This window comes from Stenotrophomonas sp. YJH_SMC_27 (genome assembly GCF_059369815.1).
Map to the genome: position 1 here is coordinate 287,135 of NZ_JCAFTA010000001.1, position 20,707 is coordinate 307,841.

Genomic DNA, 20,707 nt, shown 5'->3' on the forward strand with positions numbered 1-20,707 from the left:
ACAGAGCATGGAAACCCTCGACTATCGATTCGACGGCCGCACCGCCGTGCAGTTCCCGCGCGATGCGGTGCTGGTGGGCGTGCTGGCGTCGGGCAACCTGGAAATCCTGCTGGAACCGGTGGCGCAGCAGGGCGCGATGACGGTGCGCGTCATCACCGCCGCGCAGGGCTTCGGCAGCATCTGGCAGGCGGTGATCAACGACTTCGCAAAGCGTCATCCGCTGCGCGATGTGCGCGTCTCGATCAACGACGCCGGTGCGACCCCGGCCGTGGTCAGCCTGCGCCTCGACCAGGCCGTCGAAACCCTGCTGGCCGGAGGCACGCCATGAGCCACGTACAGCGCCACAGCTACTACGAAGCCGATGCGCGCGAACGCATCGCCGGGCTGGTTGACGCCGGCTCGTTCCGCGAGTTCCTTGGCCCGGCGCGGCGGATGATGAGCCCGCACCTGGCCCAGCTGGACCAGCCGGCCGCGTTCGACGATGGCATCGTCGTCGGCGAGGCCACGCTGCGCGGCAAGCACGTACTGCTGGCCGCGCAGCAGGGGCAGTTCATGGGCGGTGGCGTGGGCGAAGTGCATGGCGCCAAGCTGACCGGACTGCTGCGCCGTGCGGCGCACACCCGCCCTGACGGCGTGCTGCTGCTGCTCGATACCGGCGGCGTGCGGCTTCACGAAGCCAATGCGGGCCTGATTGCGATCTCCGAAATCATGCGCGCCACCCTGGACGCGCGTGCAGCGGGCGTGCCGGTCATCGCGCTGATCGGCAGCGGCAACGGTGCGTTCGGCGGCATGGGCATCGTCGCCCGCTGCTGCACCACGGTGATCATGTCCGAGGAAGGCCGGCTGTCGTTGTCCGGACCGGAAGTGATCGAGACGGTACGCGGCGTCGAAGAGTTCGACTCGCGCGACCGTGCACTGGTCTGGCGCGTGACCGGCGGCAAGCACCGCTATCTGATCGACCAGGCACAGGTGCTGGTACCCGACGCCATCGAAGCCTTCGCGCAGGCCGCAAGCAATGCGCTGCAACCCGATGCCACCAGCACGGATACCGATGCTGCGCTGGCCGCGCTGCAGGAACGCCATGCGGCGTTGAAAGCCCGAATGCAGGCCTGGGGCGACTGCCGCGATGGGCTGGAAATCTGGGCCCGCCAAGGCATCGCCGAACCCGAACGACTGCCGTTGCTGGACACCGACGCCTTCCTTGCCGCCACCGCCGCCCGGAGGCTGCCATGAGCGCACCGCTGCAGTCTCTGCTCGATGCCTTGTTCCCGCGTGGCCATCGTATCGACATCCAGGATTCGGTGCTGACCGGTACCGCCACCACCGACGATGGCGAGGTGACCGTGATCGGCACCACCGATCGCATCGAGGTTGGCGTCGACCATGCATTGGCGCTGGCCGGGACCGTGCTTGCCAGCACCGCCGCACACCCGCAGCGGTCGATCGTGATGCTGGCGGACACTGCCGGCCAGCGCCTAGCGCGGCGCGATGAGCTGCTGGGCATCAACGGCTACTTCGCGCATCTCGCGCAGGCTCTCGATCTGGCCCGCCGCCGTGGCGCGCGTCTGGTCACCCTGGTCTACGGCGAATCGGTGAGCGGCGGATTCCTGTCCTTCGGCCTGATGGCCGACCACATCCATGCCCTGCCCGATGCACAGGTACGGGTGATGGACCTGCGCGCGATGGCCCGGGTAACCAAGCAACCGCTGGAGAAGCTGCAGGCACTCAGCCAGAGCTCGCCGGTGTTCGCGCCGGGCGTGGCCAACTACGTGGCGATGGGTGCGGTGGAATCGCTGTGGGATGGCGATCTTGCCCAGCACCTGCTGCGGGCCCTGCGCACACCCAGCGACGGCGATGCACGCGCGGCGCTGGCTGCACAGCGCGGCGGTCGTGCACTGGCGGCGGATGTTGCAGATGCGGTGGCCCGCAGCGATGCCTGATCAGCCCGCACGCCACATGCTGGTCTGGCTGTCGGCCCACGCCGACTGGCGGGCCGACGTGGCTGCGCAGGAACCGCGCCTGGCAGCGTGGTTCGCGCAGGGTCTGCCGGCCATGGTGGCGCGCCGCGCCGCGGATGACCCCGACCCGCGCCTGCGCTTGGGCGTGCCGCTGCCACCGGGCGAAGGCAAGCTGCGCCTTGCGCTGCGCGTGCCGCAGCAGGATGTGCAGCGCCTGCAATTGCCGCCCGCACTGGACGCGGTACTCACCCGGGGCGTGCCAACCGACTGGCAGCGGGCCCTGCACGCACTGGCGAGCGTTGCACCGGCACGCGTGTTCGGCGCCTTCGCCTGGCAGCACCTCAGCGGCCTGCCCTATGTGCACGCATGCTCGGACATCGACCTGCTGTGGCAGGTTGAGAGCCGTACGCAGGCCGATGCGCTTGCCGCACGCCTGAACGCCTGGGAGCACGCGCATGCCCGTCGGGTCGATGGTGAACTGTGCCTGCCTGATGGCGGCGCGGTGAACTGGCGCGAGTTTGCCGGTGACAGCCGCCAGGTGCTGGTGAAGCGCCTGGAGGGTGCTGCACTGGACGTCCGCGAGCGCCTGTTCGAGACTGCCGGAGCGGCGGCGTGAGCGCGGTCTTCCAGTCCCGGCTGCAGGATGCAAACGCGATCGACAGCGCGCGTCTGGGCCGCTTGGCCATCACCAGCCTGCATGCCGAACTGGCCTGCGCGCCCAAGCCAGGGCTGGTCACCCCCTTCGATACCGGCAGCCATGACGACATGGACGCCGGTACGTTCCTGCGCAGCCTGTTCGCGCTGCGCCACTTCTTCACCGCGATTGCCGACGCCGGTGCCGCTGACGCGCCGTTCGCCATCCTGCGCGCGCAAGGCATTGCTGCCGAGCACGCGATGCTGCGTGCCACTGCCGGCATCAATACCCATCGCGGTGCCATCTTCAGCCTGGGCCTGCTGGTGGCCGCTGCCGCACGCTGCCGTCGCCAGCAGGGCCACGCCGCGCCGGCCGCGCAGGTCTGTCTGGCCGTGCAGCACTGGGCTGATGCGTTCGCCACGGCACCGCTGGATGCCTCCAGCCCCGGCCAGCGCGCGCGCGTGCGCCACGGCGTACCGGGCGTGCGCGAACAGGCCGCCGCCGGTTACCCCGTGTTGCGCGACTTGGCCGTACCGACCCTGCGCCATGCCCTGCACAGTGGATTACCGCGTGATGCAGCGATGTGCCAGACCCTGATGCAGTTGGTCGCGCACGTGGACGATCTCAACCTGCTGCACCGTGGTGGCGCCGACGGCCTGGCCTGGGCGCAGCAGCAGGCGCGCCGCTTCATCGAGGCGGGCGGTGCCTTCGCGCCTGGCTGGCAGGCACACCTGCACGACATCGGCGAGGGCTTCGTCGCGCGCCGCCTGAGCCCGGGTGGCAGCGCCGACCTGCTGGCCTGCAGCTGGTTCCTGCTGCTGCAGGAGGGCGCATGAGCCTTGCCCTGCTCTGCCCCGGGCAAGGTGCGCAGCATGCGGCGATGTTCGACCGCGTGCGCGATCTGCAGGCCGCGCGCCACGTACTGGAGACCGCCAGCGCAGTGCTTGGACGCGATGTGTTCGCGGCGGCCGCTGACGAATCGCGCTTCGGCAATGCACTCGCGCAGCCCCTGCTGTGTGCAGCCAGCCTCGCGCACTGGCAGGGACTTCGCGAAGCAGTGCCAGCACCGGTGCTGGTGGCCGGCTACAGCATCGGTGAACTGGCGGCGCATGTGGTTGCTGGCAGCGTTGATGCGAGCACCTGCCTGAGCCTGGCCGCGCAGCGCGCGCGGCTGATGGATGCCGCCAGCCCTGCCGATGCAGGCATGCAGGCCGTGCTGGGGCTGGAGCGCCATACCCTGCAGCCGCTGTGTGATGCACACGGCGCACATGTGGCCATCGCCAACGGCCGCGATCACTTCATCGTCGGCGGCACGCAGACCGCTCTGCAGGCGCTGGCCGATGACGCTCGCGCGCAGGGTGCGGAGATCCGCCCGCTGCCGGTGCATGTGCCCGCGCATACGCCGCTGCTCCGCTCTGCTGTCGCACCGTTCGCCGCCGCACTCGATGCCTCGGCGCTGCAGGGCCCACGCCTGCCGCTGCTGGCCGGCATCGATGCGCGTCCGGTGCGGGATCGCGCAACGGCGGTCCACACGCTGTCGTTGCAACTGGCGCAGACCATCGAGTGGGCGCAGGTGATGCGCCAGGCCTTCGAGCGCGGCGCGCGGGTTTTCCTGCAGCTGGGCCCGGGCAACGCGCTGGCGCGCATGGTCGCACCGGCCTATCCGTGCTGCGAAGTGCGCGCGGTGGAAGAGTTCCAGAGCCTGGAAGGCGCCGCAGCGTGGGTCCGCAGTGCGCTGGAGCGGCTGCAGTAACGGGTTCGAGCAGTACGTATCACGCATCACGCAGTACGTCGCCTTACCCCGGGGATGGCGGGTCTCCATCCGCGCTGTACGTGAGTCACGTGTCTGGGAGGGCGCATGAGTCCACAAATCGCAACGATCATCGGTCTGGTGATCATGTTCATCGTCGCCACGGCGATGCCGATCAACATGGGCGCGGTCGCCTTCGCGTTGGCCTTCATCATCGGTGGGCTGTGGGTCGACATGGGCGGCAAGGAGGTCCTGGCCGGCTTTCCCGGCGATCTGTTCCTGACCCTGGTCGGCATCACCTACCTGTTCGCCATCGCGCAGAAGAACGGCACCATCGACCTGCTGGTGCACTGGGCTGTGAAAGCCGTGCGCGGCCATATCGTGGCCATTCCGTGGGTGATGTTCGTGATCACCGCGGTGCTCACCGCGTTCGGTGCGCTGGGCCCGGCGGCGGTCGCGATCATCGGCCCGGTCGCGCTGCGCTTTGCCAAGCAGTACAACATCAACCCGCTGATGATGGGCCTGCTGGTCATCCATGGCGCGCAGGCCGGCGGCTTCTCGCCCATCAGCGTGTACGGCAGCATCACCAACGGCGTGGTGCAGAAAGCCGGGCTGGACGTGACTGAAATGGCGGTGTTCCTGACCAGTCTCGGCTTCAACTTCATGATGGCCACGATCTGCTTCTTCGCCTTCGGCGGCATCGCCCTGCTGCGGCGTGGTTCGGGCACCGCGGCCGGAATGATCGGCAATGCTGAACTGGCAATGGCCGGTGGCCCGCAGGCATCCTCACGCCAGTTCGCCATCGAAGGCCACGGCGCGCTGGTAGCCGCTGGCGGGGGCACCCTGTCCAATGATCCCGCCGCTCTGGATGCGGTGAACCTGACCCGCGAGCGGCTGTTCACTCTGATCGGCCTGCTGGGCCTGGGTGTTGCTGCGCTGATCTACAACCTCAACGTCGGCCTGGTCTCGATCACCGTGGCGGTGGCGCTGGCGCTGCTGTCGCCGCAGAGCCAGAAGGGCGCGGTTGATGGCATCAGCTGGTCCACCGTGCTGCTGATCTGTGGCGTGGTGACCTACATCGGCGTGCTGGAACATGCCGGCGCGGTGGATTTCATCGGCAACGGCGTGTCCAACATCGGCATCCCGCTGCTCGGTGCGCTGCTGGTCTGCTACGTGGGTGGCATCGTCTCCGCGTTCGCCTCGTCGGCCGCAGTGCTGGGCGCGACCATTCCGCTGGCGGTGCCGTTCCTGATGCAGGGCCATCTCGGCGCGGCCGGCGTGATCTGCGCGCTGGCGGTGTCGTCCACCATCGTCGATGTCAGCCCGTTCTCGACCAATGGCGCGCTGGTCGTCGCCTCGGCCGCCAAGGAAGAACGGGAGACCCTGTTCCGCCGCTTCCTGGTCTACAGCGGTCTGGTGGTGGCGCTGGGGCCGCTGCTGGCGTGGTTGGTGTTCGTGGTGCCAGGCTGGATGTGACTGCGCAGGGGCGCCGGGGATTTCGGCGCCCTTCCCGCGGGACATGGCCGACGAGGTAGTGTCGACTGTCAGTCGACTGCTCTCCGTTCCGACGGCGAAAAACCCCGCGCTGCGCGCGAAAGTCGACTAACAGTCGACTCCACCCAGCTGCTCCACCGAGCCATTCCCCCTCGTCTTCCACCCGCATTGCAGGTCCCACGCATGGAGGCAGTACACTTTCCACCATGGCCATCGCCCCTGCTCCACGGTCCCCGAAGAAGCGCGCGCCTCTGTACGAAGAGGTGGCCGAACACGTGCGCGAGCGCATCTATGACTACCGGTTGCCGCCGGGCGGGTGGATCGACGAGCCCGCGCTGTGCGAAGAACTGGGCATCAGCCGTACGCCCCTGCGCGAGGCGCTGAAGCTGCTGGCCGCCGAAGGCCTGGTGCAGATCGATGCCGGTCGTGGCAGCCGGGTCACCCGGCTGACGCTGGAAGACCTCAACCAGCTGTTCCCGGTGATGGCCATGCTGGAAGGCCGTTGCGCACACGAGGCGGTCAGGCACATCGACGATGCCGGCGTGCAACAACTGGAGGCCCTGCATGCAGCGATGGAAGCGGCGGCGGCCGAGGGCAACATCGCCGAGTACTACCGCAACAACTACCTGATCCACGAAACCGTGCAGCATTACGCCGGCAACCCGTGGCTGATCCGCATCACCCACGACCTGCACCGCATCCTGAAGATGCATCGCGGCCGCCAGCTGCTGACCCCGGGGCGCACCGCGCAATCGCTGGCCGAACACCGCGAGCTGATGGAGTGCTTCCGCCGCCGCGATGCGCAGGCTGCCGAACGCACCATGGAGCGCCATCTGCTCAGCCAGGGCCAGGCATTGGCCGCCTATGTGGCAGCGGGCGGGCTGTTGAACGTGCCGGCGCCCTTGCCGACCGAAGGCGGCGGTTGAGCGGATGAGTTGCCGGCCAGCGGCCGGCACTACCAGGACGTGACCTTGGCCGGCGTCCCGGAACATCTCGTCAATCGCCACCACCGCAGCTGCCACCGTCACCGCTGCCACCGTCGCTGCTGCAGTCGAAGCTGCTGTGGCTGTGATGGCTGTAGCTGTCGCCGGAATGGCCGCCCGGATGATCGTAGCCACTGCCGGGACTGTTGTCGCCCCGGATCCCGGAGCCGTCGGCCGTGGCCACCGCCAGGCACACGATGGCCCCGACCAGGGGAAGCAGCCAGACCATCAGCAGCTGCACCGTCCGGCCGCCCGCCGACAGGCCATCACGCCTGACGATCACCACGGTGGCCACCACGTTCGGGCCCAGCACCAGCAGGATCAGCAGAAGGGCAACGATCAGCATTCGGCGACTCCATGCCTGGACTGGAGGCATTATGGCCTGCCACCCCGGCAATGGCCCTGGCTGTCATGAAGATGGGACAATGTGGGGGCGCGCCGGCCTGCCCCGTGGCCGCCGGCGCCCCTCGCACCACACGGAAGAAGAAGAACAACAACATGCTGAAAGTCATTTTCGATACCGACCCGGGCGTCGACGACGCCCTGGCCCTGCTGTACCTGCACAAGCACGCCCAGATCGACCTGATCGGTGTCACCACCACCTTCGGCAATGCCTCGGTGGAGTCGACCACGCACAATGCGCTGTACCTGAAGCAGGCCTGGGGCTTTGCCGCCCCGGTCGCGCGCGGCGCCGGTGGCCCGCTGCAGCCGGAAGCCACCCCGGAAGCGTGGCCGGTGCACATCCACGGCCACAACGGCCTGGGCAACCACCCGGTGCCGGCCAGCCTGGACGTGGCCGCCGATGCCCGCCCGGCCCATCAGCTGATCATCGATCTGGTCCGCGCCCATCCGGGCGAAGTGACCCTGGTCGCGGTCGGCCGCATGACCAACCTGGCCCTGGCCCTGCAGCAGGCCCCGGACATCGCCGGCCTGGTACGCGGCGTGGTGATCATGGGCGGCGCCTTCCACGTCAACGGCAACATCACCCCGGCCGCCGAGGCCAATATCTGGGGCGATGCCGAAGCCGCCGACGTGGTGTTCACCGCCAGCTGGCCAGTCACCGCGATCGGCCTGGACGTGACCACCCGCGTGGAAATGGACCGTGACGGCCTGGATAAGCTGGCCACCATCGGCGGTGCCGACGCCGAGCTGGTCCGTGCGCTGTCGCAGGATTACGTGGACTTCTACCTGCAGGCCGGCCACAAGGGCATGGTCGTGCATGACTGCTGCGCGTGCATCGCGCTGACCCGCCCGGAACTGTTCCAGTTCGAGCGCGCCAGCGTGCGCGTGGCCACCGACGGCGTCGCCCGCGGCATGACCATTCCCAAGCCGGAAGGCCTGGCATTCGGCCCCAGCGTGTGGGACGGCCACGTGGTGCAGTCGATCGCCATCGGTGTGGATGCGGCCGCGGTACTGGCCGACATCGAGCAGACCCTGAAGGTCTGACCGGCTAGCGTCTGGCCCTGCCCGGGACCGTCTCGGGCAGGGTCCACAGCACCGGCAGCACCAGCACCGCCACCAGCGCGATCATCGCGCCCGGCGCCGCCGCCCAGCCGCTGCGCTCCACCCACCATTGCGCCAGCCACGGCGTTGCGCCACCGAAGAATGCAGTGGCCATGGTTACCCCCAGTGCCAGCCCGCTGACCCTGCCTTCGCCGGGGAACTGCTCGGCCGTGGCCGGCGCCGCCACCGCGCTGATGCCACCGGCCACGCAGGCCAGCACTACCGCCGCCAGCGCGATGCCCAGCGCCGTCGCCTGCGCCATCCACGCGAACAGGGACAGCGGCAGCAGCGCTGCCAGCACGGTCAAACCCAACAGCATCGGCCGCCGTCCGAAGCGGTCGGACAACGCGCCGCACAGCGGCGTGATCGCAATGACCGCCACCGCCGCGATCGTCGACAACCACAGCGCATCGCCTTCATCATGCCCCCGTGCGTGCAGGAACGCCGGTACATAGGTGATGCCCACGTAGTAGGTGATCGAGCCCAAGGCGGAGATCGCAAAGGTGCGCGCCACCGCCAGCGGGTGGTGGCGCAGCACGTGCCGAAGTGGCGTGGCCGGGATGCTGCCCTCGCGCCGCTGGCGCTCGAACTCCGGCGACTCGTGCATGCCCGAACGCGCAACCAGGATCACCAGCGCGAGCGCAGCCCCAACGAAGAACGGAATCCGCCAGCCCCAGCTGTCCAGCTGCGGTGTGGGCAGCAGCGCGACGGTAAGTGCAGAGATCGCTACCGCCAGCAGGGCGCCCACTTCGCTGGCGGCCGAGGCCAGCGAGGTCACCAGGCCACGTCGTCGCGCCGGTGCGCTTTCCAGCAGGTACGCCACCACCCCGGTGTACTCACCGCCCACCGAAAACGCCATCACGCAGCGCAGGATCAGCAGCAGCACGCCAGCCATCGTACCGGCCGTGGCCGCTGTCGGCAGCAGTGCAGTGGCCAGCATCGCCGCTGCCATCAACGCCATCGAAGCCAGCAGCATCCAGCGCCGGCCCAGGCGGTCGCCCAGGTGGCCGAAGCACAGCGCGCCCAGCGGACGCATCAGGTAGGACACCGCGAAGCCAGCCAAGGTCACCAGCAACGCCTGCTCGCCACCGCCGAAGAACACCCGCGACAGCACCGTGGCGAAGTACAGGTACAGGGTGAAGTCGTACCACTCCACCACCGTGGACAGGCCCGCCACCCACATCGAGCGCTGCCGCGCCGCAGTCATTGCGTGTTCGCCTTCAACAGCCTCGGTCCCGGTTGGGCAGGTTCCGCGCAGCGTGGCATGGACGGGGTGAAATGCCGGTCATCGGCTGTCGACTGCGTGCATGCACTGGGTTTCATGACCGGTGAAGCGCTCACCGCCAGGGCCGAAGCAGAAGCATCCTTGCTGGAACACAAGGCCGGGCAACTCAGCCCGGCAGCTGCAGTTCCGCCCGCAGCCCTCCACCCTCGCGGTTGTGCAACCTCAGCGAACCACCCAGCGACTGCGCCAGCTGCCCCGCGATGGCCAGTCCCAGACCGGTCCCTCCGGTATCGCGGTTGCGCGAGCTCTCCAGCCGGTGGAACGGTGCCAGCACTGCCTGCAGCTGGTCCTCGGGAATGCCGGGGCCACGGTCGGAAATGCTGATCCACACCCTTCCGGCCGTATCGCGGACCGCCTCGATCTCGGCGGCGCCGGCGTAGCGCAATGCGTTGTCGACCAGATTGCCGACCACGCGGCGCAGCGGCTGCGGCCAGGTCTGCACGACCAGTCCAGCGGGCGCACCGCCAGTGACCGGCTTGCCCATGTCCTCGTAGTCGCCGACCACACTGGCGAGGAACGCGCCCAGGTCCATCGACACCGGCGCGCCAGCGGCAACGTGGCTGCTGCGCGCATAGGCCACGCCCTCACGCACCAGCTGCCCAAGGTGATCGAGGTCGGCCAGCAGGCGCTGCTGGGTGCTGTCTTCAGGCAGGGTCTCCACCCGAAGCTTCATGCGCGTGATGGGGGTCTGCAGGTCATGCGAGATCGCGGCCAGGATCTGCAGGCGTTCACTGACATGGCCACGAATGCGTGCCTGCAGGGCATTGAGTGCGGCTGCTGCGCCGCCTACTTCCGCAGGGCCATCTTCAGGCAGTGCAGGCCCGTCCTTGCCCGGCTGCAGATGCTCCACCGCATGCGACAACTGCTGCAGCGGGCGCATGGCCAGACGCACCGCCAGCCACGCGCACACCAGCAGCAGCGCCAGCTGCAGCAGCAGCACGGCGGGCAGCCAACGTGCCAGCGGCAGGCCCGACGGGGTGACTTCAATGGTCAAGGGTGTGCCGTCGTGCAGGCGCAGTTCCACCTCGAACCGCTCCGGCAGGCGAGCCACCTGGCGCGCCTGCAACGGATAGCGGTGCTGCAGGCTGTCGTCGATGATCGCCGTGACCTGGCGTGCACGATCGGTCTGCAGCCCTGGTCCGGCCGCGGCCGGGCGCAGCAGATAGCGGTAGGTGCGCCGCTCCAGCCGCGGCACCCAGGCCTCACGCTGCTCCGCAGGCAAATGTTCCAGCAGCGCGACGCTCACTGCCACATCCTCGTCGAGGTTGCGCAGCATCATGCTGCGGGTGGACTGGTAGCGTTCGAAGAACAGCAGGCCGAAGGACAGTGCGTGGGCCAGGGACAGTCCGCCCAGCAGCACCAGCAGCAGACGCGCCGACAGCGTGCGTGGCCAGCGTGGACGACGTGCGGCGGTGTTCATTCGTCCGGCCCCAGCAATTGCACCGGCAGGCTGAACACATACCCTTCGCTGCGCACGGTCTTGATGTAGGTCGGCTCGCGCGCGTCATCACCCAGGCGCTGGCGCACGCGGCTGACCAGCAGGTCGATCGAGCGATCAAACAGTTCGGCATCACGGCCCTGGGTGAGGCTGAGCAGCTGGTCGCGGCTGAGCACCCGATTGGCGTGATCGAGGAACACGCGCAACAGGCGGAACTCGGCGCCGCTGAGCGGATACGCGGTGCCCTGTGCATCCAGCAGGTGGCGGGCGGTGGTATCCAGGCGCCACTCGCCGAAGGCCAACTGGCGGCCGGCTTCGCTTACCTGCAGGTTCGGCGGCAGCATCTGCGTGCGACGGATCACCGCATTGATGCGTGCCAGCAGCTCGCGCGAAGAAAAGGGCTTGGTCACGTAGTCGTCGGCGCCCATTTCAAGGCCGATGATGCGGTCGGTCTCGTCGTCGCGCGCGGTCAGCAGCACCACCGGTACCGCCCGATGCTTGCCGGCGCGCAGGTTGCGGCACAGGCTCAGTCCGTCCTCGCCCGGCATCATCACGTCCAGCACCACCAGATCCACGGCATGGGTATCCATCAGCGCCCGCATGGCCCGGCCACCGTCGGCCTGGCTCACGCGCAGGCCGTTGCGCTGGAGGTAGTCGGCCAGCATCTGGCGGATCTCGCTGTCATCGTCGACGACCAGGATGTGCGGTACATGGTTCATTGCGTTCTCGATGAAGACGGAGGTCAGGGCCGCGCTGCGCGGCCATGGTAGCGCGGCTCAGGGGCTGGCCAGCAGGCGCTGGATCTCGCTTTCGGTACGTGCGTAGTCGCCCTCGCCGTAATGGCGGTAGACCACCTGCCCCTGCCGGTCGAGCAGGTACAGTGCGGGCCAGAAGCGGTTGCGCCAGGCGTTCCAGATCCGGTATTGGTTGTCCTGCACCACCGGCCAGGTGATGTCCAACCGTGCGATGGCCTTGCGCACGTTGCCGGGCAGCCCTTCATGGGCAAACTCCGGCGTATGCACGCCGATCACCCTCAGACCCTGCGGCGCGTAGCGTGCATGCCACCGGTGAACATACGGCGCCACGTTGAGGCAGTTGCTGCAGGTGTAGGTCCAGAACTCGACCAGCACCACCTGCCCCCGCAACTGCTTCAGTGTGAGCGGTGGGCTGTTGTGCCAGGGCCCGCCACCGTCGAGCCCGGCGGCGGGAACGGCCTGTGCCGGCTGCGCGTCGGCCTCCGGGCTGGGCCAGGCCATCAACAGCGCAGCCCCACCCAGCAGGCTCAGCAGCAACGGCAGCGCATACACACGCAGGGCGGCCATCGTTCAGCCCCCCTGCTCGGCCAGCGGCAATTCGGCCGGCTTCACTCCCGCCGCTTCCAGGATGCTGTCGGCCACCTGCGCCGGATGCGAAAGCAGCGACACATGGCTGCTGCCGATCGATTGCAGCTGTGCACCGATGCGCTTGGCGGTGGCGGCCTGCAGCTGCGGCGACAGCATGCGGTCATCGCGGCTGAGCACGTACCAGCTCGGCTTGCTGCGCCACGCCGCAACGTTCACTACTTCGCCCAGCGCGCTGGCCTTCAACGGGACCTGCGTGCTGTACAGCAGTGCGGCCGACTTCTTCATCACGTCCGGCGCGAAGTCCTGGGCGACGGCATCAGCCGGCAGCGTCAGGTAGCCATCCCTTTCCTGCAGTCGGGCCAGGCCCGGGCCAACCGGGAAACCCTCGCCCTGTTGCGCCGAAGACTGCCCTGCGTCCGGCGCGAAAGCGGCCACGTACACCAGCGCCTGCACTTTCGGGTCATTGCCCGCTTCGGTGATGACCGTGCCACCCCAGCTGTGGCCGACCAGCACCACCTTGCCAGGCGCAGCGGCAATCGCACGACGGGTGGCGGCGACGTCGTCGGCCAACGAGGTGAGCGGATTCTGCACGGCCACCGCCGGCAGCTTCCAGTCATGCAGGGTGCTGATGACCTTGCTCCAGCTGGAGCCATCAGCGAACGCGCCGTGCACCAGGATGACGGTGGGCGGTGCAGCGGTATCGGCCTGGGCAGCGAAGGCAGGGGCGGCGGCGAGGGCGAGAGCGGCGGCCAGCAAGCAGGTACGGATCATGGGGGGCACTCCGGAGTTGGGAGTGGCCATTTCCGCCTGCCGGTGTATCGGCGCTGTTTCTCCGCAGCGCGGAGTTGTACCGGACTGTAGGGCGCAGGCGGGTTTCTACAGTGGGATACATTCGCGCGCCGGTCCTGGCCGGGCGCTTTCGGGTGGATATCGCTGCCCGCACGCGGGCGCGCAACGTCCCGATGCGCATCAGCGCATCGTCTTTGTATCTGACTGTACGAAACCAGGGCGCGGCCACAGTCGCTGACAAAACCCCGGGCAACGGCACATGTTGCCGATACCTGCGCCGCCTGAAATGGCCTCCATCGACCACTGGCGCGCAGGACTCCACCATGATCAGCACCGCTTCTTCCGTGTATACGCCCCGCCTGGACGCCGTCGGCCGCTGGCTCTCGCCGTTGGCGCTGCGCACCCTGCTGGCCTGGGAGTTCTTTGAATCCGGCCGCGAGAAGCTGGGCGGCCAGAACTGGTTCGCCGACCTGGAAGGCCGCTTCCCGTTCCCGTTCTCCACCCTGCCCGCGTCGCTGAACTGGCAGTTGGCCACGTGGCTGGAACTGGTGGGTGCAGTGATGCTGCTGCTCGGCCTGGCCACGCGCTCGGTGGCCTACGTGTTCTGGGTACTCACCATCGTTGCCATCGCCGCCGTGCACTGGCCCGACCAATGGAACGGCCTGGGTGAACTCTGGCAGGGCTATGCGATCACCGACCAGGGCTATGGCAACTTCAAGCTGCCGCTGCTGTTCCTGGCCATGCTGCTGCCGTTGATCCTCAACGGCGGTGGCGCACTCAGCGTGGACCGGCTGCTGGCCGGCCCCGGCCGCGCCACGGCAGGCAATGACGGCCTGGGTTGGGGCGTCAGCCTGATCGCCCTGCTGCTGCCGGTTGCCGCGCTGCTGCCCGGCATCGGCTTCGGCGGTGCCCTGCTCGGCGGTGTGCTGCTGCTGGGCCATCTGCTGCGCTGTCGCCGCGCCGCCTGAGCCGACTCCCCTGTTCCCGCGCGTTTCGCTTTCCGTCGCCTCTTCGGCGGCGTCCATCCCGCACGCCCCGCGTGCTTTCCCAAGGAGTCACCACCATGTCCATCTCGACCAAGAACACCTCTTCCTCTCGCCTGCCGCGCATCGGTGCCATCGGCATCGCCCTGGCCGGTGGCCTGCTGCTGGCCGGCCAGGCCGCGGCGATCCAGCCGCTGGCGATCAGCGCGGTGGCCATGAGCGCCGCCGCCGAAGGCAAGTGCGGTGAAGGCAAGTGCGGGGCCAACAAGGCCACCACCGGCAAGCCCGCCGGCAAGGCCAAGGTGGCCGAGGGCCAGTGTGGCGAAGGCAAGTGCGGCGACGCCTCGTTTGCCCGCACTGATCGCGACCACGACGGCAAGGTCTCGCGTGCCGAATTCAACGCTGTGGCCGCCAAGCGTGCCGCCGAGTTCGACCGCATCGACACCGACCACGACGGTTACATCAGCGAGCAGGAAGCGCACGACTACCTGCGCAGCGTCTACACCGCCAACGGCAAGCCGATGCCGAAGGGCCTGTTCTCCCGCGTTGCCGATTGATCGACGTTCAACCGGCGCCGCCTTCAAGGCGGCGCTCTCTGTGGAGCATCCGCCATGTCCCTGCCCCTGCCCACCCATGCCGCCGGTCTTGGCCTGCGTCGTGGCCTGATCGATGAACTGCTGGCCATGCCGGCCAGTGCCATCGACTTCCTCGAAGTTTCCCCCGACAACTGGATCGGCGTCGGCGGTGCACACGGCGCCGCGCTGCGCCAACTCAGCGAGCGCCACCCTTTGACCTGCCACGGCCTGTCGCTGTCGCTGGGCGGTCCTGATCCACTGGATCGCACCCTGCTGGCACAGACCCGTACCTTCCTCGACCTGCACCAGGTGCAGCTGTACAGCGAACACCTGAGCTACTGCGCCGCCGGTGGCCATGTCTACGACCTGCTGCCACTGCCGTTCACCGCCGAGGCCGTTCACCATGTCGCCGGCCGTATCGCCCAGGTGCAGGACATGCTGGGCCGACGCATCGCCGTGGAGAACATTTCCTGCTACGCCGTTGCCGGCGCGGACATGAGCGAGATCGACTTCATCAACGCCGTGCTCGCCGAAGCCGACTGCGACCTCCTGCTGGACGTCAACAACGTCTTCGTCAATGCCTGCAACAACGGTTACGACGCCTTCGAATTCCTGGCTCGCGTGCCGTCCCACCGTGTCGCCTCGCTGCACGTAGCGGGCCACTTCGATGAAGACGACGGCTTCAAGATCGATACCCACGGGGCGCCGGTGAAAGGCGTGGTCTGGGCGCTCCTGCGCGAGGCCTATGCGCGGTTGGGCGTGCGCCCCACGCTGCTCGAACGCGACTTCAACTTTCCGCCGCTGGCGGAGTTGCTGGCCGAGGTTGCGCACATCCGCCAGGCGCAGGTTGAGGCACGTTGGCAGGAGGTGGCCCATGGCTGAGTCGCTGGCCATCGTGCAACGGCGCTGGGCCGATCATGTACGGGACCCGTCGATGCCTGCGCCCGATGGCGTCGAGGCACGGCGGATGGCGGTCTACCGCCGCCTGTGCATCGACAGCCTGGACACCCTTTTGGCAGGCAGCCTGCCGCAACTGCTGGAACAGCTGGGCGAAGCGCGCTGGCGCGGTCTGGTCGAGCACTACTACGCACATCACGTCTGCCATACCCCGTTGTTCCCGCAGATCGCCAGCGAGTTCGCTGCGTGGCTGGCTGTGCAGTATGCGTTCGCGCTGCCCGGCTGGGCGGCGGAACTGGCGCACTACGAAAGCATGCAGCAGACGCTGCACATCGAGGCACGTGATGCCGGGCATTCATTGCAGTCCATGCCGGCGGGCAGCGATGTGCTGGCGCTGTCGCCGCTGGTGCGGGTATTGGGCTACCGGTGGCCGGTGCATGAGGACGCCGCGCTGGACGATGCCGCCGCCAGCGAGCCGACGCTTCTGCTGCTGCGCCGCCTGGCGGACTACCAGCTGCAGGTCGAGGAACTGGCACCACTGGCGTATGCGCTGCTGTCGGCCTTCGCTGATGACGGTACCCACGTGGATGACGCGCTGAACGCACTGGCCGATGCGCATGGCGTGGCCGCCGACGAACTGCGCGTGGTGGCCATGCCCTTGCTGGGCGAACTATGCGCGGCCGGCGTGCTGGTCACGCTGGCCGGGTTCTGCGACTGCCGGCCAGCGGCCGGCACTACCCCTGTCTGATTCGAGGTTTGATCATGGCTGCTTCCAACACTTCCTTCCTGCACGGCTGGCGCCTTTTCGTGACCATGGCTGTGGTCCCGATCGCCGTCGCACTGGCGGCGTTCACCCTGCAGCCCGACGTGGTCGAGGGCAGCCGCGCGGCGATCCGGGTCACTGCACGCACGTCGTTCCTGCTGTTCCTGGCCGCGTTCACCGCATCGTCGTTCGCCAGCCTGCTGCCCGGCCCGTTCACCCAGCACATGTTACGCGAGCGGCGCATCATCGGCCTGTCATTCGCGTTCTCGCACCTGCTGCATGCGGTGGCGATCACCGCCTTCGGCATCCTCAACCCCGCGTTCTGGCCGGCACGCTCGGCCCTGGCCAACCTGCCGGGCACGATCGGCTATGTAGCCATCCTCGCCCTGGCCATCACCTCGCATCGTGGCATCGCCCGCCGCATGGGCCCCACCGTGTGGCGTCGCCTGCACGTGACCGGCATGTGGATCATCGCCGCAGTGTTCACCTATTCGTACTTCAAGCGCGTGCCCGGCAACTTCTGGTACGCGGTGCCCTCCGCGTTGCTCTTCACCGCTGTCGTGGTGCGTGCGATCGCCAAGCGGGCGCAGTCGCTGCGGCGCAATGCGCATGCGCGGCCACCGCTGCGGAGTTCTTGAGGAGGCGGTTACCTGTAGAGCCGAGCCCATGCTCGGCTGCCCCTGGCTCAGCCGAGCATGGGCTCGGCTCTACAGAGGGATCCCAGCACGATAGGCAGCGAATTCCCTGCGGAAAGGGATATGCCCCACTTCAGGTCACGGGGCGCGGCGCAGCGTGATCAGGGTGATTTCCGAGGACACCCCGATGCACGCGGGGAATCCGGCCCACAGGCCAGCGCCATTGCTCACGTACAGGGTCATCCCATCCACGTCGTAGCGGCCGGAGACGAAGCCACCATTGGCCCGCTTCACCAATTGGTCCATGCCGATGATCTGCCCGCCGTGGGTATGCCCGGACAGCTGCAGTTTGACGCCGCGCGCTGCTGCCGCGCGTGCATTACGCGGGCGGTGATCGAGCAGGATCACGGGCGCGGTGGGATCGGCGCCGGCCAAGGCGGCGTCCAGATCCGGCAGCGGCAGGCCATAACGCGCCGCCACCGGGTCGGTGACACCAGCGATGGTCAGCGCCGCATCACCGCGTCGCACCTGCAGGTGGCTGTTCTCCAGCACCTGCATGTGCAGCGCGCGGAACGCCTGCATCCATGCCTGGTACTGCGCGTAGTACTCGTGGTTGCCGGTGATGGCGATGACGCCGTCCGGCGCCTGCAGATCGGCCAACGGACGCGCGTCGTCGCGACGGGCCTCGACGCTGCCATCGATCAGATCGCCGGTGATCACGATCAGGTCCGGCTTCAGCGCGTTGCTCTCGGCCACCACTCTACGCACCCAGTCGCCGGTCAGCAGACGGCTGGCATGGATGTCGGTCAGCTGCAGCACGCGATAGCCGTCGAACGCCGCTGGCAGCCCGGCAATGCTCACCTCGATCTGCCGGGCATGAGGCACCGCCATGCCCTGGCTGACACCATAACCACTGACCAGCAGCGCCAGCACGCCGGCCGCCGGCCGCAAGCGCCGCGTGCGCAATGCGGCTACCGCACGTGGCCAGCGCAGCAGGCGGGACGCGAGCAGGCCCGCATCCATCGCCAGCATCAGCAACGCCAACAGCAACACCGCCGTGGAGCCGGTAGCCAGCGTGGCGATGGCCAGTTTCGGAATCTCGGGCGAGGCCATCGTGCCCCAGAACGTGGCGACGATACGCAGCTGCACGGCTACGCCCACCAGCAGCAGCGACAGCACGACCTTCTGCCAGGGGGGCATGCGCAGTGGCCAGAACAGGCGCCAGGCCACATACAGGCCCATCAACAAACCGATCGTACTCAGCACTGCAACCATCCGGGAGGGAAAGTGGGGGCCGCCATGGTGACGGCTGCGGGCGGCGTTGTGTAGCGCCGAGCCCATGCTCGGCTGCTCAACATGCAGCCGAGCATGGGCTCGGCTCTACATCAACAGGTGGGTCAGGCCATTCCGTCGAGGCGCTCCAACCGCAGGCGGGCGATGCGGCGCTTCTCCATCGCCAGCACGGTGATGCGCACACCCGCCACCTCCACCACATCGCCGATGTCCGGCAGCCGACCCAACTGCTCCAGCACCAGCCCGGAGATGGTCATGTAGTCGGCACTGCGCGGCAGCGATACGCCGGCCAGCCGCTGCAGGTCGTCCAGAGTCAGCGCACCGTCGGCCTCCCATTGGTCCTCGCCCTGCGCGACCACGCCATAGCGCTCGTCCTGGGTATCGACCAGGTCACCGGCAATGGCCGCCAGCAGGTCGTTGGCGGTCACCAGGCCTTCCACGCTGCCGTACTCGTCCACCGCCACCGCCAACGGCACCGGGTGCTGGCGGATCAGTTCCAGCGCCTGCAGCGCGCTGGCACTGGACAGCACGTACTGCGGCTCGCGCAGGTTGCCCTCCAACTGCAGCGGCCTGCCCTGCAGCAGGTCGGCCAGCAGGTCGCGGCTCTGCACCACGCCACGCAGGCTGTCCAGGTCACCCTCACCCACCAGCAGGCGGGTGTGCGGCGACGCCACCAAGCGTGCCACCACATCCTCCTGCCCACGCGCCAGGTCGATCCACTGCACGTCGGCACGCACCGTCATCACGCTCGACACCGGGCGATCGGCCAGGCCCAGCACGCTGCGGATCATCTCGTGTTCGGCCGGCTGCAAGCGCTCTGCAGCGTCCACCTGCCCGTCCCCCCCTTCATCGTCGTGACCATTGGCCGGGCGCGCGCCCAGCATGCGCAGCACGGCATCGGCGGTGCGCTGGCGGAACGGCAGGCGGCGCTCGTTGCGCTCGCGGTTGAAACGCACCCACTGGTTGAACGCCTCGACCAGGATCGAGAAGGCGATCGCCGCGTACAGGTAGCCCTTGGGGATCTTGTAGCCCAGTCCTTCGGCCACCAGGCTGAAGCCGATCATCAGCAGGAAGCCCAGGCACAGCACCACCACGGTAGGATGTTTGTTGACGAAGCGGGTCAGCGGCTTGCTGGCCAGCAGCATCAGCGCCATGGCGATCGTCACGGCCGCATACATCACGCCGAGGTTGTCGACCATGCCGACCGCGGTGATCACCGAGTCCAGCGAGAACACCGCGTCGAGCACCACGATCTGCGCCACCACCATTGCGAAGCTGGCGTAGACCTTCTTGCCGTCCTCGTGGTGTTCGCGGCCTTCCAGCCGTTCGTGCAGTTCCATGGTGCCCTTGAACAGCAGGAACAGGCCACCGCCAAGCAGGATCAGGTCACGCCCGGAAAAGCTGTGGTCGAACAGCGTCAGCAGCGGCGCGGTCAGTTTCATGATCCAGGCCAGTGCGGCCAACAGCACCAGCCGCATCAGCAAGGCCAGCGCCAGGCCGATCACCCGCGCGCGGTCACGCTGGTGCGGCGGTAGCTTGTCGGCAAGGATCGCGATGAACACCAGGTTGTCGATGCCGAGAACGATCTCCAGCACGACCAGGGTTGCAAGGCCCATCCAGATCGAGGGGTCAGCCAACCATTCCATTTCAGGTCCGTTTCGTCAGTAGGCAAGGGAAAAGAGCGACCGCTCAGTCAGCGTCCTGTGCCTGCGCCGGGTCGTGCCCGAGCAGGTCACCGGGCGTGCACTGCAGCTCGCGGCAGATCGCATCAAGGGTGGAAAAGCGGATGGCGCGCGCCTTGCCGGTCTTCAGGATCGACAGGTTGGCCAGGGTGATGTCGATGCGCCCGGCCAGCTCGGACAGGGTCATGCCCCTTTCCTGCAGCATGCGGTCCAGGGTGATGACGATTGCCATCAGATGACACCGTCGAGGTCATCGCGCATCGCTGCGCCCACGGCGAAGACGCGCGCCAGCACGAACAGCATCAGCACGGCCACCAAGCCAGTGATCGACATGCCACCGCCGACCTCCATCCAGGCGAAATCCGGGCCCATCCAGGCCGCGTAGGCGCCGATCAGGATCGACAGCAGCTCCATCGCCAGCATCAGCCAGGCCATGCGCTGCAGGCGCTGTGCGTTGGCGTGGGTGAACGGCCGCTCGCGCGCCGCCGACTTCAGCAGCCGCAGCAGGTGGCGCAGGAACATCAGGCACAGCACCAGCAGCGCGACGATCGCGCCCAGGCCCAGGCAGAAATGCAGGAACAGGTCATTGCCATGCGCGGCGACAGCCGCAGCGTCATGCACGCTGTCGAGCAGCCAACGGCGGTCGTGGGCGACCAGCGGCACGGCCAGCAGCGCGGCCAGGATGCCCAGCCAGCACATCGC

Annotated in this window: 24 protein-coding genes; 14 read left to right on the forward strand and 10 right to left on the reverse strand. The window is 68.1% G+C overall.

Annotated elements, in window-relative coordinates:
- Window positions 1–7: 7 nt before the first annotated feature.
- The 8 genes from mdcC to AC5P7R_RS01340 all read left to right on the forward strand — a co-directional run bounded on the left by mdcC (window position 8) and on the right by AC5P7R_RS01340 (window position 6,762).
- Window positions 8–328 (forward strand): malonate decarboxylase acyl carrier protein, encoded by a 321-nt coding sequence (gene mdcC, locus AC5P7R_RS01305; protein ID WP_021203094.1) that lies wholly within the window; start codon window positions 8–10, stop codon window positions 326–328.
- Window positions 325–1,233: a biotin-independent malonate decarboxylase subunit beta gene (locus tag AC5P7R_RS01310; protein ID WP_019659334.1), complete on the forward strand. Its 909-nt coding sequence runs from the start codon at window positions 325–327 to the stop codon at window positions 1,231–1,233. Before mdcC ends, AC5P7R_RS01310 begins: the two co-directional genes overlap by 4 nt.
- Window positions 1,230–1,940: a biotin-independent malonate decarboxylase subunit gamma gene (mdcE, locus tag AC5P7R_RS01315; protein ID WP_021203092.1), complete on the forward strand. Its 711-nt coding sequence runs from the start codon at window positions 1,230–1,232 to the stop codon at window positions 1,938–1,940. Before AC5P7R_RS01310 ends, mdcE begins: the two co-directional genes overlap by 4 nt.
- Complete coding sequence (mdcG, locus tag AC5P7R_RS01320; RefSeq protein ID WP_111098258.1) at window positions 1,933–2,574, forward strand: malonate decarboxylase holo-[acyl-carrier-protein] synthase; 642 nt, start codon at window positions 1,933–1,935, stop codon at window positions 2,572–2,574. The genes mdcE and mdcG overlap by 8 nt, the downstream gene beginning before the upstream one ends.
- Window positions 2,571–3,428 carry a triphosphoribosyl-dephospho-CoA synthase MdcB gene (gene mdcB, locus AC5P7R_RS01325; protein ID WP_164143884.1) on the forward strand — a complete coding sequence of 286 codons (858 nt, stop codon included), beginning with the start codon at window positions 2,571–2,573 and terminating at the stop codon, window positions 3,426–3,428. Before mdcG ends, mdcB begins: the two co-directional genes overlap by 4 nt.
- On the forward strand, window positions 3,425–4,345 hold the full coding sequence (gene mdcH / locus AC5P7R_RS01330; protein WP_171952337.1) for a malonate decarboxylase subunit epsilon: 921 nt from the start codon (window positions 3,425–3,427) through the stop codon (window positions 4,343–4,345). Before mdcB ends, mdcH begins: the two co-directional genes overlap by 4 nt.
- Before the next feature lie 105 nt (window positions 4,346–4,450).
- Window positions 4,451–5,818, forward strand: coding sequence for an SLC13 family permease (locus tag AC5P7R_RS01335; RefSeq protein ID WP_495213703.1), 1,368 nt, complete (start codon window positions 4,451–4,453; stop codon window positions 5,816–5,818).
- A gap of 224 nt (window positions 5,819–6,042) precedes the next feature.
- Entirely contained in the window at window positions 6,043–6,762 is a 720-nt protein-coding gene (locus AC5P7R_RS01340) for a GntR family transcriptional regulator (RefSeq protein WP_021203087.1), read from the forward strand.
- 70 nt (window positions 6,763–6,832) lie between these two features.
- Here the strand turns inward: AC5P7R_RS01340 and AC5P7R_RS01345 are convergent, their stop codons facing one another.
- Window positions 6,833–7,165 (reverse strand): hypothetical protein, encoded by a 333-nt coding sequence (locus AC5P7R_RS01345; RefSeq protein ID WP_134730393.1) that lies wholly within the window; start codon window positions 7,163–7,165, stop codon window positions 6,833–6,835.
- A 152-nt stretch (window positions 7,166–7,317) separates the two neighbouring features.
- On the opposite strand from AC5P7R_RS01345, the gene AC5P7R_RS01350 reads away from it, so the two are divergent.
- Window positions 7,318–8,265 (forward strand): nucleoside hydrolase, encoded by a 948-nt coding sequence (locus tag AC5P7R_RS01350; RefSeq protein ID WP_134730395.1) that lies wholly within the window; start codon window positions 7,318–7,320, stop codon window positions 8,263–8,265.
- A 4-nt stretch (window positions 8,266–8,269) separates the two neighbouring features.
- Here the strand turns inward: AC5P7R_RS01350 and AC5P7R_RS01355 are convergent, their stop codons facing one another.
- The 5 genes from AC5P7R_RS01355 to AC5P7R_RS01375 all read right to left on the reverse strand — a co-directional run bounded on the left by AC5P7R_RS01355 (window position 8,270) and on the right by AC5P7R_RS01375 (window position 13,159).
- Complete coding sequence (locus tag AC5P7R_RS01355; RefSeq protein WP_227853932.1) at window positions 8,270–9,529, reverse strand: MFS transporter; 1,260 nt, start codon at window positions 9,527–9,529, stop codon at window positions 8,270–8,272.
- Window positions 9,530–9,713: 184 nt separating this feature from the next.
- Window positions 9,714–11,027 (reverse strand): sensor histidine kinase, encoded by a 1,314-nt coding sequence (locus tag AC5P7R_RS01360; protein WP_478436250.1) that lies wholly within the window; start codon window positions 11,025–11,027, stop codon window positions 9,714–9,716.
- Window positions 11,024–11,764 (reverse strand): response regulator, encoded by a 741-nt coding sequence (locus AC5P7R_RS01365; protein ID WP_019659345.1) that lies wholly within the window; start codon window positions 11,762–11,764, stop codon window positions 11,024–11,026. Before AC5P7R_RS01365 ends, AC5P7R_RS01360 begins: the two co-directional genes overlap by 4 nt.
- Before the next feature lie 57 nt (window positions 11,765–11,821).
- Complete coding sequence (locus AC5P7R_RS01370) at window positions 11,822–12,367, reverse strand: redoxin family protein (RefSeq protein ID WP_227853934.1); 546 nt, start codon at window positions 12,365–12,367, stop codon at window positions 11,822–11,824.
- Window positions 12,368–12,370: 3 nt separating this feature from the next.
- On the reverse strand, window positions 12,371–13,159 hold the full coding sequence (locus AC5P7R_RS01375) for an alpha/beta fold hydrolase (RefSeq protein WP_021203081.1): 789 nt from the start codon (window positions 13,157–13,159) through the stop codon (window positions 12,371–12,373).
- 341 nt (window positions 13,160–13,500) lie between these two features.
- On the opposite strand from AC5P7R_RS01375, the gene AC5P7R_RS01380 reads away from it, so the two are divergent.
- From AC5P7R_RS01380 to AC5P7R_RS01400, 5 genes are all read left to right on the forward strand, one after another.
- Complete coding sequence (locus tag AC5P7R_RS01380) at window positions 13,501–14,145, forward strand: HvfX family Cu-binding RiPP maturation protein (RefSeq protein ID WP_019659348.1); 645 nt, start codon at window positions 13,501–13,503, stop codon at window positions 14,143–14,145.
- Window positions 14,146–14,240: 95 nt separating this feature from the next.
- A complete protein-coding gene (locus AC5P7R_RS01385; RefSeq protein ID WP_014646322.1) occupies window positions 14,241–14,717 on the forward strand; it encodes an HvfA family oxazolone/thioamide-modified RiPP metallophore in 477 nt (158 codons plus the stop codon).
- 54 nt (window positions 14,718–14,771) lie between these two features.
- Entirely contained in the window at window positions 14,772–15,617 is an 846-nt protein-coding gene (locus tag AC5P7R_RS01390; protein ID WP_111101835.1) for an HvfB family MNIO-type RiPP peptide maturase, read from the forward strand.
- Window positions 15,610–16,380, forward strand: a complete 771-nt coding sequence (locus AC5P7R_RS01395; RefSeq protein ID WP_227853935.1) for an HvfC family RiPP maturation protein — start codon at window positions 15,610–15,612, stop codon at window positions 16,378–16,380. The genes AC5P7R_RS01390 and AC5P7R_RS01395 overlap by 8 nt, the downstream gene beginning before the upstream one ends.
- A 14-nt stretch (window positions 16,381–16,394) precedes the next feature.
- Entirely contained in the window at window positions 16,395–17,033 is a 639-nt protein-coding gene (locus tag AC5P7R_RS01400; protein WP_478436248.1) for a ferric reductase-like transmembrane domain-containing protein, read from the forward strand.
- Window positions 17,034–17,168: 135 nt separating this feature from the next.
- Here the strand turns inward: AC5P7R_RS01400 and AC5P7R_RS01405 are convergent, their stop codons facing one another.
- From AC5P7R_RS01405 to AC5P7R_RS01420, 4 genes are all read right to left on the reverse strand, one after another.
- Complete coding sequence (locus AC5P7R_RS01405) at window positions 17,169–18,305, reverse strand: metallophosphoesterase (RefSeq protein ID WP_495213705.1); 1,137 nt, start codon at window positions 18,303–18,305, stop codon at window positions 17,169–17,171.
- Window positions 18,306–18,427: 122 nt separating this feature from the next.
- The gene (locus tag AC5P7R_RS01410) at window positions 18,428–19,969 is read right to left on the reverse strand and encodes a TerC family protein (RefSeq protein WP_227851993.1); all 1,542 of its coding nucleotides are present in this window, start codon (window positions 19,967–19,969) and stop codon (window positions 18,428–18,430) included.
- 43 nt (window positions 19,970–20,012) lie between these two features.
- Complete coding sequence (locus tag AC5P7R_RS01415; protein ID WP_005408494.1) at window positions 20,013–20,237, reverse strand: helix-turn-helix domain-containing protein; 225 nt, start codon at window positions 20,235–20,237, stop codon at window positions 20,013–20,015.
- Window positions 20,237–20,704, reverse strand: coding sequence for a DUF2975 domain-containing protein (locus AC5P7R_RS01420; protein WP_031270018.1), 468 nt, complete (start codon window positions 20,702–20,704; stop codon window positions 20,237–20,239). The genes AC5P7R_RS01415 and AC5P7R_RS01420 overlap by 1 nt, the downstream gene beginning before the upstream one ends.
- Between the last annotated feature and the right edge of the window lie 3 nt (window positions 20,705–20,707).

Coding starts and splice junctions, on each gene's coding strand:
- mdcH (WP_171952337.1), top strand. CDS start 3,425: ATGAGCCTTGCCCTGCTCTGCCCCGGGCAAGGTGCGCAGCATGCGGCG.
- AC5P7R_RS01400 (WP_478436248.1), top strand. CDS start 16,395: ATGGCTGCTTCCAACACTTCCTTCCTGCACGGCTGGCGCCTTTTCGTG.
- AC5P7R_RS01375 (WP_021203081.1), bottom strand. CDS start 13,159: ATGATCCGTACCTGCTTGCTGGCCGCCGCTCTCGCCCTCGCCGCCGCC.
- AC5P7R_RS01365 (WP_019659345.1), bottom strand. CDS start 11,764: ATGAACCATGTACCGCACATCCTGGTCGTCGACGATGACAGCGAGATC.
- mdcG (WP_111098258.1), top strand. CDS start 1,933: ATGCCTGATCAGCCCGCACGCCACATGCTGGTCTGGCTGTCGGCCCAC.
- mdcE (WP_021203092.1), top strand. CDS start 1,230: ATGAGCGCACCGCTGCAGTCTCTGCTCGATGCCTTGTTCCCGCGTGGC.
- AC5P7R_RS01405 (WP_495213705.1), bottom strand. CDS start 18,305: ATGGTTGCAGTGCTGAGTACGATCGGTTTGTTGATGGGCCTGTATGTG.
- AC5P7R_RS01355 (WP_227853932.1), bottom strand. CDS start 9,529: ATGACTGCGGCGCGGCAGCGCTCGATGTGGGTGGCGGGCCTGTCCACG.
- mdcC (WP_021203094.1), top strand. CDS start 8: ATGGAAACCCTCGACTATCGATTCGACGGCCGCACCGCCGTGCAGTTC.
- AC5P7R_RS01395 (WP_227853935.1), top strand. CDS start 15,610: ATGGCTGAGTCGCTGGCCATCGTGCAACGGCGCTGGGCCGATCATGTA.
- AC5P7R_RS01370 (WP_227853934.1), bottom strand. CDS start 12,367: ATGGCCGCCCTGCGTGTGTATGCGCTGCCGTTGCTGCTGAGCCTGCTG.
- AC5P7R_RS01385 (WP_014646322.1), top strand. CDS start 14,241: ATGTCCATCTCGACCAAGAACACCTCTTCCTCTCGCCTGCCGCGCATC.
- AC5P7R_RS01415 (WP_005408494.1), bottom strand. CDS start 20,237: ATGGCAATCGTCATCACCCTGGACCGCATGCTGCAGGAAAGGGGCATG.
- AC5P7R_RS01350 (WP_134730395.1), top strand. CDS start 7,318: ATGCTGAAAGTCATTTTCGATACCGACCCGGGCGTCGACGACGCCCTG.
- AC5P7R_RS01345 (WP_134730393.1), bottom strand. CDS start 7,165: ATGCTGATCGTTGCCCTTCTGCTGATCCTGCTGGTGCTGGGCCCGAAC.
- AC5P7R_RS01380 (WP_019659348.1), top strand. CDS start 13,501: ATGATCAGCACCGCTTCTTCCGTGTATACGCCCCGCCTGGACGCCGTC.
- AC5P7R_RS01310 (WP_019659334.1), top strand. CDS start 325: ATGAGCCACGTACAGCGCCACAGCTACTACGAAGCCGATGCGCGCGAA.
- AC5P7R_RS01410 (WP_227851993.1), bottom strand. CDS start 19,969: ATGGAATGGTTGGCTGACCCCTCGATCTGGATGGGCCTTGCAACCCTG.
- AC5P7R_RS01340 (WP_021203087.1), top strand. CDS start 6,043: ATGGCCATCGCCCCTGCTCCACGGTCCCCGAAGAAGCGCGCGCCTCTG.
- AC5P7R_RS01420 (WP_031270018.1), bottom strand. CDS start 20,704: ATGTGCTGGCTGGGCATCCTGGCCGCGCTGCTGGCCGTGCCGCTGGTC.
- AC5P7R_RS01360 (WP_478436250.1), bottom strand. CDS start 11,027: ATGAACACCGCCGCACGTCGTCCACGCTGGCCACGCACGCTGTCGGCG.
- AC5P7R_RS01390 (WP_111101835.1), top strand. CDS start 14,772: ATGTCCCTGCCCCTGCCCACCCATGCCGCCGGTCTTGGCCTGCGTCGT.
- AC5P7R_RS01335 (WP_495213703.1), top strand. CDS start 4,451: ATGAGTCCACAAATCGCAACGATCATCGGTCTGGTGATCATGTTCATC.